Origin of the sequence: Streptomyces sp. R-07 (genome assembly GCF_049913175.1) — a bacterium.
In the GTDB taxonomy this organism is placed as follows: Bacteria; Actinomycetota; Actinomycetes; order Streptomycetales; family Streptomycetaceae; genus Streptomyces.
In genome coordinates this window covers 6,706,990-6,720,631 of record NZ_CP183978.1, presented here as the reverse complement: position 1 = coordinate 6,720,631, position 13,642 = coordinate 6,706,990, and the positions used below count along the sequence as shown (strand labels likewise).

The window sequence follows — 13,642 nt, the reverse complement described above, 5'->3', positions numbered from 1 at the left end:
CCCCGGGGGCCACCGGGTTACGGGTCTGGGGCCCAGGGGCCCTATGGCGAGGGGACTACGGGACGTTCGGGGTGGCCTCGCAGCTCGTCGTGGCGGTGTCCGTGCCGGACTCGCCGTCGCAGATGTCGGGGCCGCCGTCGCCGCCGTCGAGGTCGTCGTCGCCGGGGCCCGCCCGGAGGGTGTCGGCGCCCGCGCCGCCGGCGAGGTCGTCGCGACCGCCGGCCGTGCCGACCGAGCCGGTGATGTCGAAGTCGGTGTTGTCGCCGAAGATCCTGTCGTCTCCGCCGCCGCCCTCGATCCGGTCGTCGCTCGCGGAGCTGAGGTTGGCGTCGACGACCGAGCTCTCGCCGACGAGGATCTCCGCGCCGGAGCCGCCGATGATGTGGTCGCGACCGGAGCCGGTGGCGTAACCGCCGGTCGCGGCACGGATGTTGTGGTCGCCGATCTGGAGGCCGCCGTCGGCGCCTCCGTTCAGCGTGTCGTCGCCGCCGTTGCCGCTCGCGTTGCCGGTGGCGTCACTGTCGCCGATCATGAAGTCGGCCAACCCGCCGCCGCCGAGCAGGGTGTCGTCGCCCGCGCCGTCGGCGTTGCCGGACCCGGCGCGCGAGTCGCCGACCATGTCGTCGTCGGCGTCGCCCCCGTCCAGGAGGTCACGGCCGCCGCCGGTGGCGTTGCTGCCGAGACTGTCGCCGACCATGACGTCGTTGTCGGCTCCCCCGTACAGCGTGTCGTTGCCGCCTCCGGTGGCGCTGCCACCGGAGGCCCAGCTGTCGCCGACGAGGACGTCGAAGCCGTCGCCGCCGGTGAGGGTGTCGTTGCCGCTGCCCTCCGCGTTGCCGGAGGTGTTGCGGGTGTCGCCGGTAAGCCCGTCGTTGCCGGTGCCGCCGTCGATCTGGTCGTTGCCGAGGCCTCCACTGACCTGATCGTCGCCGCCGAGGCTGCAGATGCGGTCGTTGCCGCCGAGGCCGTGGATGGTGTCCACGCCGGAGGTGCCGATGATCACGTCGGCGCCACCGGTGCCGTTCGTGGTCACTCCGGGGGTGGTGATCACGATGGTCGCGGGCTTGCCGAGACAGGTCGGCACCTGGGCCTGGGTCGGTCCGGCCAGGCCGACCACGCCGCCCAGGACCAGCAGGCCGGCCGCCGCCACTCTCGATCCGGCCACACGTCTGCCGTTCCGTCGGCTCTGACGAGCACTCATCGTCGGTGTTCCTTTCGGTTTGTGGACATACATCCGCACACGGATGCGTAACCGAAAGTAATGACAGGTCCCGGAATGGGCGCTCTGTGTAGTCGGATGGAGGAAGAACTCGGCCCGCACGGCGGACATGCCGTGCGGGCCGGGTTCACGGGTGCGACCTCTTGTTCTTCGACACTTCAGCCGGGAGACGCTTCAACGGCCGCATCGCCTAGGCGAGCTCGTCCCCGACCGACGTCACAGCTCGCCCGCCAGGTCGAGGTCGTCGCTGCGCGTCTCCTCGGCCGCAACCTCGACACTCCGGGGGCGGCGCCACGGACGCGCGATCGGACGGGAAACCGCCTGCCACCACGACTCCCCCGGCAGCTTCCCCGCAGGCTCGAAGGGCTCACCGGGCCGCGGGAACGCCACCGCCTGACCCGCCTCCTCGGCCGCGTCCTTCGTCCATTCGCCGGGTTCGGCCCACGGGTGCGGGGCGAGGTTGAAGGTGCCCCAGTGGATCGGCAGGAACACACCGGAAGGAGCGCCGCCCTGGAGGTCCAGGTGGGCCCGCATCCCCTCGGCGGGGGTCATGTGGATGTCGGTCCAGAACTCCGAGTACGCGCCGATCTGGATCATGGTGGCATCGAAGGGGCCGTGGGTGGCGCCGATGTCCTTGAAGCCGGAGAAGTAGCCGGTGTCGCCGCTGTGGAAGATCCGGTGGGACGGACCCCGCACGACCCAGGACGCCCACAGCGTGTGCTGCGTGTTGCGCAGTCCGCGGCCGCAGAAGTGCCGGGCCGGGGTCGCCGTGAGCCGCAGCTCGCCGACCTCGGTGGACTCGTTCCAGTCCAGTTCCCGCAGGCGCGAGGCGGCCACGCCCCAGCGCTCCAGGTGCGCGCCGACGCCGAGCGGCACCGCGAAGATCGTGTCGGTGGTGGCCAGCGCCTTGATCGTCGGCAGGTCGAGGTGGTCGTAGTGGTCGTGCGAGATCACGACCACGTCGACCGGGCCGAGCGCGGCGAGCGGCACGGGCACCGGGTGGAGCCGCTTGGGGCCGGCGAAGGGGAACGGGGAGCAGCGGTCGCCCCAGACCGGGTCGAAGAGGACCCGGTGGCCGTCGATCTCGGCGAGGACGCCGGAGTGCCCCATCCAGGTCAGCCGCAGCCCGGTGGCCGGGGGCCTGGCCAGGTCGGCGAGGGTCGTGGGGTGGACGGGGATCGCGCCGGTGGGGGCTCGGCGCGCGCGTCCCTCCTTCTCGAAGTAGATCTTGGCCAACTCGATGCTGGACCCGGAGGGACCGCGTCTCGCCGGTTCGGGGTTCTGGAAGATCCCGTCCGCGAAGTTCGGCGAGCGGCGGATCCGGGCGAGGCGCTCGCCCGTGGGATCCGCGCCGAAGGACTCGGGGCGCAGCGCGCGCAGCCGGGCCCGTGGCGAACGGTCGGAGCCGGTACCGGTCACAGGACCTCCTGATCTCTGGGGGTCGTTCCATTATGGGCGGCCCGCGCCGAAGACGGCCGGGGCGGTCGGTCATACTGAACCGTCATTCAGTATGATCCCCTTCCCTCCGGAGGCGCCCCCATGAACGCCACTCCCCTGCTGTCCGTCGGCTGGACCGACCACGTGACCGGGCGCCGGGGCCATCTCGTGGTCGACCGGCTGGTGCGCGGGGTGGCCAGCGGCGGCCTGCGGATGCGGGAGGGGTGCACGGCGGAGGAGGTCGCCGGGCTCGCCCGGGGCATGACCATGAAGGAGGCCCTGCACTACGACCCGACCGCCCGGTACGTGCCGCTGGGCGGCGCCAAGGGCGGCATCGACTGCGACCCCCGCTCCCCCGAGGCGTACGGCGTGCTCGTGCGCTACCTGAGGGCGATGCGGCCGTACGTCGAACGGTTCTGGACCACCGGGGAGGACCTGGGGCTCACCCAGGACCTGGTGGACCGCGCCGTGGCCGAGGCCGGGCTCGTCTCCTCGGTGCAGGCCGTGTACCCGCTCCTGGAGGACGAGGCGGCGGCCCGGAAGCGGCTCGCCGACGCCTTCGCGATCGAGGTGGACGGCATCGGGCTCGACGAGCTGGTCGGCGGCCTCGGGGTCGCCGAGTCCGTGCTCGTCGCCCTCGACCGGGCCGGCCGGGCGTACGCGGGGACCCGGGTGTCCGTGCAGGGTCTCGGCACGATGGGCGGGGCGACCGCCCGCTTCCTGTCCAGGGCCGGACTGCGGGTGGTGGCCGTCGCCGACGTCCGGGGAACGATCGTGAACCCCGGCGGCCTGGACGTCGAGGCGCTGCTCGCCGCCCGGGACGCCCACGGGGCCGTCGACCGCTCCGCGCTGCGGCCCGGCGACCGCGAGGAGCCCGGGGACGCCTGGCTCTCGGCCGACGCCGAGGTCCTCGTCCCGGCGGCCGTCTCGTACGCGATCGACACCGCGAACCAGGACCGGATCACCGCCCGCTGGATCGCCGAGGCGGCCAACATGCCGGTCCTTCCGGAGGCCGAGGAGGCGCTCGCCGCGCGCGGGGTGACCGTGCTGCCCGACGTGGTCGTGAACTCGTGCACCAACGCCTGGTGGTGGTGGACCCTCTTCGGTGACATCGAGGCCGACGCCGGTCAGGCCTTCGACCGGGTACGGCGAGCGATGCGGACGCTCGTCGGCGGGATGCTCGACCGGGCGGAGGCGGACGGCGTCAGCCCGCGCGCCGCGGCGCACGCGCTGGTGGACGAGCGGCTGCCGGTGATCGCCGAACGCTACGGCTGGTACTGAACCGGTCCCGAGCCGAGCCTCTTGACGATCTTGCCCTTGTCATGTGCTGTGTAGGCTGCTCGACGTGGCGAGAGTGCGGTTGAGCGTGGCCGAGCGGCGGGAGGAACTGCTGCGGGCCGCCGTCGAGCAGATCGAGGCGCGCGGTGTGGCGGCCGTCCGTATCTCCGACGTGGCCAGCGCGCTCGGAGTGAGCAACGCGCTCGTGCTCTACCACTTCTCGTCGAAGGAAAAACTGGTCGCCGCGGCCTTCGCACACGCGGCCGAAGCCGACCTCGCCCAGCTGCGCCGGCTGCTCGGCCGGCGCTCCACGGCGGTGCGGCGGCTGCGGGCGGCGGTGCGCTGGTACGCCCCGACCGGCCAGGCCAAGGGCTGGCGGCTCTGGATCGAGAGCTGGGCGGCCTCGCTGCGCGACCCGGAGCTGCGCCGGGTCGCCGCCTCCCTGGACCAGGAGTGGAAAGCGGCGCTGACCCGGGTGATCGAGGAGGGCGCCGCCACCGGGGAGTTCCGCTGCCCGGATCCGGCCTCGGCGGCCTGGCGGCTCACCGCCTTCCTCGACGGCCTCGCCGTCCAGACGACGGCCTACGCCGGCAGCCTTTCGCGCACCGCGATGCTCCGCTGGGCGGACGAGGCCCTCGACCGGGAGCTGGACCTCCCGGACGAGCACCCGGTGACCGGGGACAAGACCCCGGCAGCCGAAGGCGAAGCGGCGGCGAGCGGAGTCGGGGGCGGGGTCGGCGGCTGGGACCCGGTGGCCGAAGCGGAAGAGGCGGGGACCGAAGGCGCGGAGGCGGCGCCCTAAGACGGGGAGGCACCGGCCGGACGCGGGTTGGCGCCAGCCGAACGCGGGGTGGCACCAGCGGAACGCGGGTTGGCCCCGACCGAGCGCGGGTTCGCGGCGACCCACCACAGGGTGCCGCCGACCGAGCGCGGGTTCGCGGCGACCCACCACAGGGTGCCGCCGACCGAGCGCGGGTTCGCGGCGACCCACCACAGGGTGCCGCCGACCGAGCGCGGGTTCGCGGCGACCCACCACAGGGTGCCGCCGACCGAGCGCGGGTTCGCGGCGACCCACCACGGGGTGCCGCCGACCGAGCGCGGGTTCGCGGCGACCGAACGCGAGGGGCGCGGGTTGGCACCGACCGTGCACGGAGTGGCGGCGACCGGCGAGGGTCCTCGTCAGATCAGTTCGTAGACCGCCGATACGGTGACCTGCTCCTCGATCTCGCCCGGCGCCAGCGGAACGCTCGGTTCGTCCGCGGGGACGCCGGGGGCGGCACCGGGGCCGGGGCGCACGGACTCGCCCTCGCTGAGCGAGACGAGCCGGCCGAGCCGGTGACCGCTGAGCCGGGCGTGCTGCGAGGCCTTGTCGTACGCGTCCCGGTAGGCGGCCTCGCGGGCCTTCGCCCGCAGCCCGGACGGGTCCGCGACGTCGAAGACGACACCGTTGATCCGGCCCGCGTTCCCGGTGGCGTCGTTGACGGCGCCGATGACCTGGCCGGTCCTGTCGATGTCGCGGACCTTCACGGAGAAGGACTGCCCCGCCTGATAGCCGGTCACCTTGCTGTCCCCGTTGGTGCTCTGGGTGTAGACCGGGGCCAGCGACAGGTTGTCGGTGCGGATGTCCCGGTCCTCGATCCCCTGCTTGTGCAGCACGTCGAGCAGCGCCTCGGCCGCGGTCGTCTGCCCCGCCATCGCCTGCTTCGCCGTCGGGCGGGTGGCCTCGACCCCGATGGACAGGATCGCCAGGTCGGGCGCGGCGGACGCGCGGCCGTTGCCGGTGACGGTGACCGTGGCCGTGGCCGGGGCGTCCTTCCGGGCGGCGGCGCGGTGGGCGGTCCGCTCGGGCGCGGCGGCCAGGGCGGGGGCCGCGGTGCCGGCGAGGAGGCCGCCGAGCACGGCGGTGGCGGCGAGCAGTCGGGCGGTGCGGGCGGCGCTGGGCCGGCGGATCGTCACAGGCGGTCCCTTCGGGGGTGGGTGCCGGGGCTCCGGCGGGCACATCCCAGCACCCGCTGACGTCGCCTCCCGCGCGCCACTCCTGACCGGCGGCCGCCTTCACCTCTCCGCACCAACCGTGCCCGCTTCCGGGGCGTGCGCTCAGGTCTGGACGAGCGGCTCGTACGCCTCGGGCCGGAGTCCGAAGGTCCAGGCGACGCCCTCGCGCGCTGTCCGGGTCGTGGGTGGCACCCGGAGCCAGTACGTGCGGTGGGTGCCGTCCGGCTCGGGCGTGGAGTTGACGACCTCGACCATCACCACGTCCTCGTCGTCGTCGAGTCCGATCCGCCAGAGGACGCCCGTCTCGTCGCGGTGCTCGTGCCGGGCCCCGGAGGCTTCGAGGTAGCGGTCGTAGCCGTAGTACTCCAGCATCACGCGCCGCAGTTCGGCGTTCTCCTCCGCGCGTATCCGCTCGGGGGTCAGATCGGCGAGTCCGGCGAGGAACTCGGCGGGCACCGGCATGCCCCGCCAGGCGTGCAGGGCGAACCCGTCGGGGAAGGCGAGCGCGGGGCCGTCGCCCCGGTCGAGCCGGCCGGCCTCGTCCCGGTGGAGTTCGACGGGCCGCTCGCAGACCACGACGACGTTCTCGTACGGCCACCACCAGCCGGCGTGCCCGGCGACGGCGGCGAGTCCCGCGAGCCGCTCGCCGTGCCCGTCGAAGGCGGCGAGCCAGGCCGCGTCGTGCTGGCCGAGCACGGCGTCGAGGAGCAGCATGCGTACGTCGCTCGCGTCGGCGCCCGCCGCTTCCGTCACCCCCGCCCGTATCCGGTCCGCGAGGGCGCGCGTGAGGTCCCAGAGGGGCGCCCCGGTCGCCTGCCAGTGGTCCGCCCAGCCGGCCGGGCCGAGCGCGTCGTGGAGGCGGCGGCGCTCCTCGGCCCACGGCCGGGTGCGCACGTCGTCCCGTACCGAACGGCCGCGGTCCGCCAGGCCCCGTACGAGCGCGACGGCCGCGAGCGGCGAGTCCGACCAGAGGACGCGCTCCGGCTCGGCGAGGCCCGCCGTGCGGTAGGCGAGCCGGACGCCGGCCTCGGCGGCGGCGCGGTCGGCGGGTCCGGTGGCGGCGGCGACGGCCCGCCATTTGTCTGCCGCGGTGGTGCGGTTCATCTCGTTCTCCCCCATGTCCTTCACTCCTTCTCCGGCGGACGTCAGTCCGCGACGATCCGGTACGCGCCGGGCACGTACTCCCGCTGGCGGACCACCCGGTACCAGCCCTTGGGGAGCGGTATCGCCGCGTGCTCCTCGTGCACCACCCGCCCGCCCTCGGGCAGTTCGAGCAGAAGCGGTCCCAGTGGCCCGGGCTCCCGCACGAGCCGGCCGGGGCCGGGGATCGCGTGGGCGTGCCCGGTGACCTCGCCGAGAGCGAGGACGAGGCGGCCCCGGGCGTCCCTCGGCTCCCCCGCCGCCCCCTTCACGCGCTCCGGAACGGCCGTCTCCGCGACGGGCGCGATCAGCACGTCTCCCTGCCGGTACATGGCTCTCCCCTCCCCGTCCGGCACGTGCGGCCGGACATGAGAACGACGCTAGGACGCGGCACTGACAATCGGTCGGAAGCGACCCGGCGAGGGGCGTTGTCGGTGCGGCTTGGTAGAACTCTCTCCATCAGCCGACCCGCCTCGACCGTTGTCTGGAGCACCGTCATGACCGTTGGCACGTACCTGCAGGAATTCCACGGCCTGCCCGTGTTCGACTTCCCGGGCGCGGACGCACAGGTCGAGCTGCCCGCGACGGACACGGTCGCGTGGCGCATCTCCGCCCCGACGTACTCCGATCCCGGGGACGAGCTGTGGGGGGCGCAGTTCGAGCGGTTCCTCAAGACGGTGGACACGCGGCGGGTCCGCGCGCTGGTCGTCGGCGGCTGGGACGAGGCCTACGAGAACTCCTCCGCCGACATCGTCACCGCCCTGATCGGCGCCAACGACCGGCTGACGGGCCTGGAGGCGGTGTTCCTCGGCGACATGACGAGCGAGGACTGCGAGATCTCGTGGATCATCCAGTCGGATGTGACCCCGCTCCTCGCCGCCTACCCGGCCCTCGCGGAGTTCGGGGTGCGCGGTGGCTCGCAACTGGCCTTCCCGTCCCTCCGGCACACCGGCCTGCGGACCCTGGTCGTGGAGACCGGCGGCCTGCGCGCCGAGGTGGTGCGCGGCATCGTGGGCAGTGAGCTGCCCGCCCTGGAGGAGCTGGAACTCTGGCTCGGCACCGACGAGTACGGCGGCGACAGCTCCCCCGAGGACCTGGCGCCGCTGCTCGCCGGCACGGCCTTCCCCGCCCTGCGCCGTCTGGGCCTGTGCAACAGCGTGATCCAGGACGCCGTGGCCGCCGCCGTCGCGGGCGCGCCCGTCGTCGCCCGGATCGAGCGGCTCGACCTGTCCATGGGCGTCCTCACCGACGAGGGCGCGGCGGCCCTCCTCGACGGGCAGCCGCTGACCCATCTCACCCACCTCGACCTCTCCCACCACTACCTGTCGGCGGCGATGAGCGACCGGGTCCGTGCCGCGCTCGTCCCGCACGGGGTGACGGTCGACCTCGGCGACGCCCAGGTGGCGGAGGACGACGGCGACGGAGACGTCTGGCGCTACGTCGCGGTCGCCGAATGACCTACGGCCCGCGCCTCGTGGTCGTCGGCGATCCGGCGGGCCGTCGTGTCGCGTTCTTCCAGGACGCGCTGCGGACCGCCGGGCTGCCCGGGGCGCGGGTGGTGTCCTGGCCCGACGTGCTCGGCGGCCGGGCCCGGTTCGCCGGGGGCGAGACCGTGCGTCTCGACTCGCCCGGTGAGGATCCTGAGACCGACCGGCTGCTGCGCGGGGTCGACGACCCGGCCCGGGTCGAGGGCACCGGCCGCTGGTACCGACGGTTCACCAGCGCCGTGGCGGGCCTCGCCGGCTCCGTCGCGGCGGCGGGCGCCGTCCTCGTCGACGACCCCGCCGAGCTCGGGGTCCTGTTCGACAAGCGGCTGGGCCACGGCCGGCTGCGGGCCGCCGGAGTCCCGGTGCCCGAGTCGCCGACCTCGGGCCCGGACGCCCCGGCGGTGCGCGGCTGGGCGGACGTCAGGGCGCTGAGCGCCGAGGCAGGGCTGAGCCGGGTGTTCGTGAAGCTCGCGCACGGCTCCTCCGCCTCCGGGGTGCTGGCGGTGGAGTCGAACGGCGCGGGCCGGGTCCAGGCCACCACGTCGGTGGAGCGCGGAGCCGACGGGCGGCTCTTCAACTCCCTGCGGGTACGGCGCTACACGAGCGAGCGCGAGGTCGGCGCGATCGTGGACGCCCTCGCCCCCGACGGCCTGCACGTCGAGCGCTGGCTGCCGAAGGCCGGCCAGGGCGGTCGGGCCGCCGATCTGCGGGTGGTGGTGATCGACGGGCGGGCCACCCACGCCGTGCTCCGCACCAGCCGTTCCCCCATGACCAATCTGCACCTGGGCGGCGCCCGGGGCGATCTGGACGCCGCCCGGGCGGCGATCGCCGCGGCCGGGGGTCGCTGGGCGGACGCGCTCGGGGTGTGCGAGCGGGCCGCGACCGTCTTCCCCGGTACCCGGTGCGTGGGCGTCGACCTGCTGCCCACGAGCGGCTGGCGCCGGTTCGCCGTGGGCGAGGTGAACGCCTTCGGCGATCTGCTGCCGGGTCTGACGGGCCTGCCCGGCAGCGGCGCCGAGGGGCTCGACACGTACGGGGCGCAGGTGGCGGCGCAGTTCCGGAGCGCACCCGGCATCCCCCGTACTCCCATGAACATCCCCCGCACCACAGGAACGAGCACCACGTGAACCAGCCCGACATGAACGCGATCGTCGGCAGCCACGACCTGCTCCTGGTCACCCTCGACACCCTCCGGTACGACGTGGCGGCCGAGCTCGCGGCCGAGGGCCGCATCCCGCACATGGCCCGTCACCTCCCCGGCGGCGTCTGGGAGCGCCGGCACGCGCCCGGGAGTTTCACGTACGCCTCCCACCAGGCGATCTTCGCCGGTTTCCTGCCGACGCCAGCGGCGCAGGGACCCCATCCCCGGTTGTTCGCGGCCCGTTTCGCGGGCAGCGAGTCGACGGCCGACGGCACCTGGGTCCACGACACCCCGGACTTCGTCTCCGCGCTCGCGGGCGAGGGCTACCGGACGGTGTGCGTCGGCGGGGTGGGCTTCTTCAACAGGCAGCCTCCCCTCGGCACCGTGCTCCCCGGCCTGTTCCAGGAGAGTCACTGGGAGCCCTCCTTCGGCGTCGCGTCCCCGAGCTCCTTCGAGTCCCAGGTCGCGCGCGCCGAGGAGGTCGTCGCCGGGCTGCCCCGCGAGGAGCGCCTCTTCCTCTTCGTGAACGTGTCCGCGCTGCACCAGCCCAACTGGTTCCACCTGCCGGGAGCGACCCGCGAGGCCGGTGACTCGCGGGAGACCCACGCGGCCGCCCTGGAGTACGTCGACCGGTACATCGGGCGGCTCTTCGCCGCGATGAGCAGCCGCCGCCCCTGTTTCGCGATCGTCTGTTCCGACCACGGCACGGCGTACGGGGAGGACGGCTTCACCGGGCACCGGCTGGGCCATGAGGTCGTGTGGACCGTGCCGTACGCGCAGTTCGTCCTGCCGGGGCCCGAAGGCGAGGTGGCGGCGTGATCGACACCCCCCGCCCGTACCGGAGTTACGTCTACGCCTACCCGCACAAGACGGCGTACCGCGTGCTGCCCGAACGCCCGGAGCTGGCCGCGCTCTGGGCCGGGGAGCCGAAGGACGCGCTCTCCCTCTACGCGCACATACCGTTCTGCGAGGTCCGCTGCGGCTTCTGCAACCTCTTCACCCGGATCGGCGCCCCGGACGAGCTGACCACCCGCTATCTCGACGCCCTCGACCGCCAGGCCGCCGCCGTCCGCGAGGCCCTCGGGGACGCGTCACCGGTGCGGTTCGCCACGGCCGCGTTCGGCGGCGGCACGCCCACCTTCCTCACCGCCTCGGAGCTTGAGCGGCTGTGCGACATCGCCGAGAAGCGCACGGGCGTGGACCTGCGGGCGGTGCCGCTCTCCGTGGAGACCTCGCCGGCGACCGCGACCGCCGACCGGCTCGCGCTGCTCGCGGACCGGGGCGCGACCCGGCTCAGCATCGGCGTGCAGAGTTTCGTGGAGGCCGAGGCGCGGGCGGCCGTCCGGCCGCAGCACCGCGCGGACGTCGAGGCGGCGCTCGGCCGGATCCGGGACACGGGCGTCCCGGTCCTCAACATCGACCTGATCTACGGCATCGACGGGCAGACGGAGCGGTCCTGGCGGGAGTCGCTGGACGCCGCGCTCGCCTGGCGGCCCGAGGAGCTGTACCTGTATCCGCTGTACGTGCGCCCGCTCACCGGTCTCGGCAGGCTCCAGGACCCGGCGGCCGCCGACCGGGAGTGGGACGAGCGGCGGCTCCGTCTCTACCGGTACGGCCGGGACCATCTCCTCGCGCACGGCTACGAGCAGGTGTCGATGCGCATGTTCCGCCGTGCGGACGCCGGTCCCGCCGGCCCGGACGACTACGCCTGCCAGACGGACGGCATGATCGGCCTGGGCTGCGGGGCCCGCTCGTACACCTCGGCCCTGCACTACTCCTTCGACTACGCCGTCGACATGCGGGAGATCCGCTCGATCATCGACACGTACACGGAGACGGAGGACTTCTCCCGCGCCGAGGTGGGCCGGGCGGTGGACGCGGACGAGGCCCGTCGCCGTCACCTCCTCCAGTCGCTGCTCCAGGCCGGGGGCATGCCGGTCGCCGGATACGAGGAGCGGTTCGGTTCCTCGCCGTTCACGGACTTCGCCGGGGAGCTGGGCCGCTTCGAGGCGCTCGGTTGGCTGGACGCGGACGCCCCGGAGGGGCTGCTGCGGCTGTCGCCGGAGGGGCTCGCGTACTCCGACGGGCTCGGCCCCGAGCTCTTCTCCCCCGCCGTGCGGGCCGCGATGTCCGCGTACGAGACGAAGTAGGCGGCGCCCGTGGATCTCACCGTGCTCTACCGGGGCCCGCTCTCCTCCTGCGACTTCGACTGCCCGTACTGTCCCTTCGCCAAGCGCCGGGACAGCCGGGAGCAGCTGCGCGCGGACCGGGCGGCGCTCGAACGGTTCACCGGCTGGGCCGCGGCGCAGACCGGTGACCGGCTGCGCGTCCTCTTCACTCCGTGGGGCGAGGGCCTGGTGCGCTCCTGGTACCGGCGGGCCCTGGTCGAGCTGTCCCGGCTGCCGCACGTGGAGCGGGTGGCGATCCAGACCAATCTGAGCTGCCGGACGGAGTGGCTGGCGGAGGCGGACCCGGAGAGCGTGGCGCTCTGGTGCACGTACCACCCGGGGCAGACGCCGCCCGAGCGGTTCCTCGCGAAGTGCCACGAGCTGGCGGAGCGGGGCATCCGGTACAGCGTCGGGGTGGTCGGTCTGCCCGAGCACCGGGAGGACGCCCGCCGGCTGCGGGCCGCGCTGCCGCCGCACGTCTACCTCTGGGTGAACGCGGCCGAGGGGCACACGTACACCGACGCGGAGGCCGGGAGCTGGACGGAGCTCGACCCGCTCTTCCCGTACAGCCGGCATCCGCACCGCTCGGCGGGGCTGCCCTGCCGCACCGGCGAGTCGGTGATCTCGGTGGACGGCGAGGGGACGGTGCGGCGCTGCCACTTCGTCAGGGCCGAGCTGGGGAACCTGTACGACGGTTCGTACCGCGCCGCCCTGCGTCCCCGCGCCTGTCCCCTCGCCGTCTGCGACTGCCACATCGGCTACGTCCACCTGGAGACGCTGCCGCTGTACGACGTGTTCGCCGGCGGGGTCCTGGAGCGGATCCCCGCCGTGCCCCCGACTACAGGGGCATGAGGTCCGGGCGCTTCGCCTCGACGTGGTCGCCGGAGCTCTCGCCGCGCAGCCGGCGCCCGATCCAGGGCACCAGGTACTCCCTGGCCCAGTGGATGTCGTCGCGGCGCACCTCGAGCGTGCCGCGCGGCGGGACCGGCGGCCAGGGCTGGTCGGGGTCGGCGGGCACCGGCAGGGCGAGGACCTGGGCGGCGCGCAGGGCGACGCGGGTGTGTCCCTCGGGCGAGAGGTGCAGCCGGTCGTCGTCCCAGGCGCGCCGGTCCTGGACGGACTTCAGCGACCACAGGTCGAGGACCGGGCAGCCGTAGCGGTCCGCGATGGCCCGGACGTGACCGTTGTAGGTGGCGATCTTGCCGCGCAGGTGCTTGAGCAGGGTCACGCCGCGGGTGTCGAAGCCGGTGGTCACCATGACGGTGCCGACGGCGGAGGTGAGGTCGGCGACGGCGCGCTCGAAGCGCTCGGCCACCTCGTCGGGGTCCGTTCCGGGACGGATGATGTCGTTGCCGCCCGCGCAGAAGGTCACCAGGTCGGGGGCGAGTTCCTTCGCCCGGGGGACCTGTTCCGCCACGATCTGGTCGAGAAGGCGCCCGCGTACGGCCAGGTTGGCGTAGCGAAAGGCGTCGTGCTCCGGCAGCTGGTCGGCGAGCAGGACCGCGAAGCGGTCCGCCCAGCCGACGTACGTCCCGTCGGGCCCGGGGTCTCCGACGCCCTCGGTGAAGCTGTCACCGATCGCCGCGTACGACCCGAATGCGTTCTTGTCTGTTGATCTCGAATCGTCTGCCACGGGAGCACATCCTTCCCTTTGGGATGTGACCTACGCGACCGTAAGGAGGGGTTGACGCTGGGTGACATATGCCACCGATAAAGAATTTGCCAAGCCGGAATACGCCGGAGGCCCGGCACGTACGTGCCGGGCTTCCGGGGACAA

At 73.8% G+C, this 13,642-nt stretch carries 14 protein-coding genes; 8 read left to right on the top strand and 6 right to left on the bottom strand.

Features of this window, described 5'->3' with window-relative positions; genetic code table 11:
• Window positions 1–55 precede the first annotated feature (55 nt).
• A complete protein-coding gene (locus ACN9M0_RS30865) occupies window positions 56–1,165 on the bottom strand; it encodes a calcium-binding protein (protein WP_366037590.1) in 1,110 nt (369 codons plus the stop codon).
• Between the two features lie 270 nt (window positions 1,166–1,435).
• Window positions 1,436–2,638, bottom strand: coding sequence for an MBL fold metallo-hydrolase (locus tag ACN9M0_RS30860; RefSeq protein ID WP_366037589.1), 1,203 nt, complete (start codon window positions 2,636–2,638; stop codon window positions 1,436–1,438).
• A 120-nt stretch (window positions 2,639–2,758) separates the two neighbouring features.
• Here ACN9M0_RS30860 and ACN9M0_RS30855 point away from each other — a divergent pair, with 120 nt between their 5' ends.
• The 3 genes from ACN9M0_RS30855 to ACN9M0_RS30845 all read left to right on the top strand — a co-directional run bounded on the left by ACN9M0_RS30855 (window position 2,759) and on the right by ACN9M0_RS30845 (window position 5,129).
• Window positions 2,759–3,937 (top strand): Glu/Leu/Phe/Val dehydrogenase dimerization domain-containing protein, encoded by a 1,179-nt coding sequence (locus tag ACN9M0_RS30855; protein ID WP_426404564.1) that lies wholly within the window; start codon window positions 2,759–2,761, stop codon window positions 3,935–3,937.
• Window positions 3,938–4,001: 64 nt separating this feature from the next.
• On the top strand, window positions 4,002–4,736 hold the full coding sequence (locus tag ACN9M0_RS30850; RefSeq protein WP_426404563.1) for a TetR/AcrR family transcriptional regulator: 735 nt from the start codon (window positions 4,002–4,004) through the stop codon (window positions 4,734–4,736).
• A gap of 69 nt (window positions 4,737–4,805) precedes the next feature.
• Window positions 4,806–5,129, top strand: coding sequence for a hypothetical protein (locus tag ACN9M0_RS30845; RefSeq protein ID WP_426404562.1), 324 nt, complete (start codon window positions 4,806–4,808; stop codon window positions 5,127–5,129).
• Here the strand turns inward: ACN9M0_RS30845 and ACN9M0_RS30840 are convergent.
• From ACN9M0_RS30840 to ACN9M0_RS30830, 3 genes are all read right to left on the bottom strand, one after another.
• The gene (locus ACN9M0_RS30840; RefSeq protein WP_399696786.1) at window positions 5,114–5,890 is read right to left on the bottom strand and encodes an SIMPL domain-containing protein; all 777 of its coding nucleotides are present in this window, start codon (window positions 5,888–5,890) and stop codon (window positions 5,114–5,116) included. The two genes, ACN9M0_RS30845 and ACN9M0_RS30840, sit on opposite strands and share 16 nt — an antisense overlap.
• Window positions 5,891–6,031: 141 nt before the next feature.
• Window positions 6,032–7,048 (bottom strand): DUF6745 domain-containing protein, encoded by a 1,017-nt coding sequence (locus ACN9M0_RS30835; protein ID WP_399696784.1) that lies wholly within the window; start codon window positions 7,046–7,048, stop codon window positions 6,032–6,034.
• A gap of 26 nt (window positions 7,049–7,074) precedes the next feature.
• Complete coding sequence (locus ACN9M0_RS30830; RefSeq protein ID WP_366042513.1) at window positions 7,075–7,401, bottom strand: hypothetical protein; 327 nt, start codon at window positions 7,399–7,401, stop codon at window positions 7,075–7,077.
• A 165-nt stretch (window positions 7,402–7,566) separates the two neighbouring features.
• Between ACN9M0_RS30830 and ACN9M0_RS30825 the strand changes: the two genes are divergently transcribed.
• Genes ACN9M0_RS30825 through ACN9M0_RS30805 form a run of 5 tightly spaced genes read left to right on the top strand, consistent with a single transcriptional unit; the run spans window position 7,567 to window position 12,717 of the window.
• A complete protein-coding gene (locus ACN9M0_RS30825; protein WP_366042514.1) occupies window positions 7,567–8,526 on the top strand; it encodes an STM4015 family protein in 960 nt (319 codons plus the stop codon).
• Window positions 8,523–9,683 (top strand): STM4014 family protein, encoded by a 1,161-nt coding sequence (locus ACN9M0_RS30820; protein WP_426404561.1) that lies wholly within the window; start codon window positions 8,523–8,525, stop codon window positions 9,681–9,683. Before ACN9M0_RS30825 ends, ACN9M0_RS30820 begins: the two co-directional genes overlap by 4 nt.
• 11 nt (window positions 9,684–9,694) lie before the next feature.
• Entirely contained in the window at window positions 9,695–10,516 is an 822-nt protein-coding gene (locus ACN9M0_RS30815; protein ID WP_426405351.1) for an STM4013/SEN3800 family hydrolase, read from the top strand.
• Window positions 10,516–11,847: an STM4012 family radical SAM protein gene (locus tag ACN9M0_RS30810; protein WP_426405350.1), complete on the top strand. Its 1,332-nt coding sequence runs from the start codon at window positions 10,516–10,518 to the stop codon at window positions 11,845–11,847. Before ACN9M0_RS30815 ends, ACN9M0_RS30810 begins: the two co-directional genes overlap by 1 nt.
• Window positions 11,848–11,856: 9 nt before the next feature.
• Entirely contained in the window at window positions 11,857–12,717 is an 861-nt protein-coding gene (locus tag ACN9M0_RS30805; RefSeq protein ID WP_366042516.1) for an STM4011 family radical SAM protein, read from the top strand.
• Here the strand turns inward: ACN9M0_RS30805 and ACN9M0_RS30800 are convergent.
• Window positions 12,704–13,498, bottom strand: coding sequence for an SGNH/GDSL hydrolase family protein (locus ACN9M0_RS30800; RefSeq protein ID WP_366042517.1), 795 nt, complete (start codon window positions 13,496–13,498; stop codon window positions 12,704–12,706). The genes ACN9M0_RS30805 and ACN9M0_RS30800 overlap by 14 nt on opposite strands.
• Between the last annotated feature and the right edge of the window lie 144 nt (window positions 13,499–13,642).

What these genes read in the sequence shown, in the direction of transcription:
- ACN9M0_RS30855 (WP_426404564.1), top strand. Translation starts at nt 2,759, where the DNA reads ATGAACGCCACTCCCCTGCTGTCCGTCGGCTGGACCGACCACGTGACC.
- ACN9M0_RS30835 (WP_399696784.1), bottom strand. Translation starts at nt 7,048, where the DNA reads ATGGGGGAGAACGAGATGAACCGCACCACCGCGGCAGACAAATGGCGG.
- ACN9M0_RS30830 (WP_366042513.1), bottom strand. Translation starts at nt 7,401, where the DNA reads ATGTACCGGCAGGGAGACGTGCTGATCGCGCCCGTCGCGGAGACGGCC.
- ACN9M0_RS30825 (WP_366042514.1), top strand. Translation starts at nt 7,567, where the DNA reads ATGACCGTTGGCACGTACCTGCAGGAATTCCACGGCCTGCCCGTGTTC.
- ACN9M0_RS30820 (WP_426404561.1), top strand. Translation starts at nt 8,523, where the DNA reads ATGACCTACGGCCCGCGCCTCGTGGTCGTCGGCGATCCGGCGGGCCGT.
- ACN9M0_RS30815 (WP_426405351.1), top strand. Translation starts at nt 9,695, where the DNA reads ATGAACGCGATCGTCGGCAGCCACGACCTGCTCCTGGTCACCCTCGAC.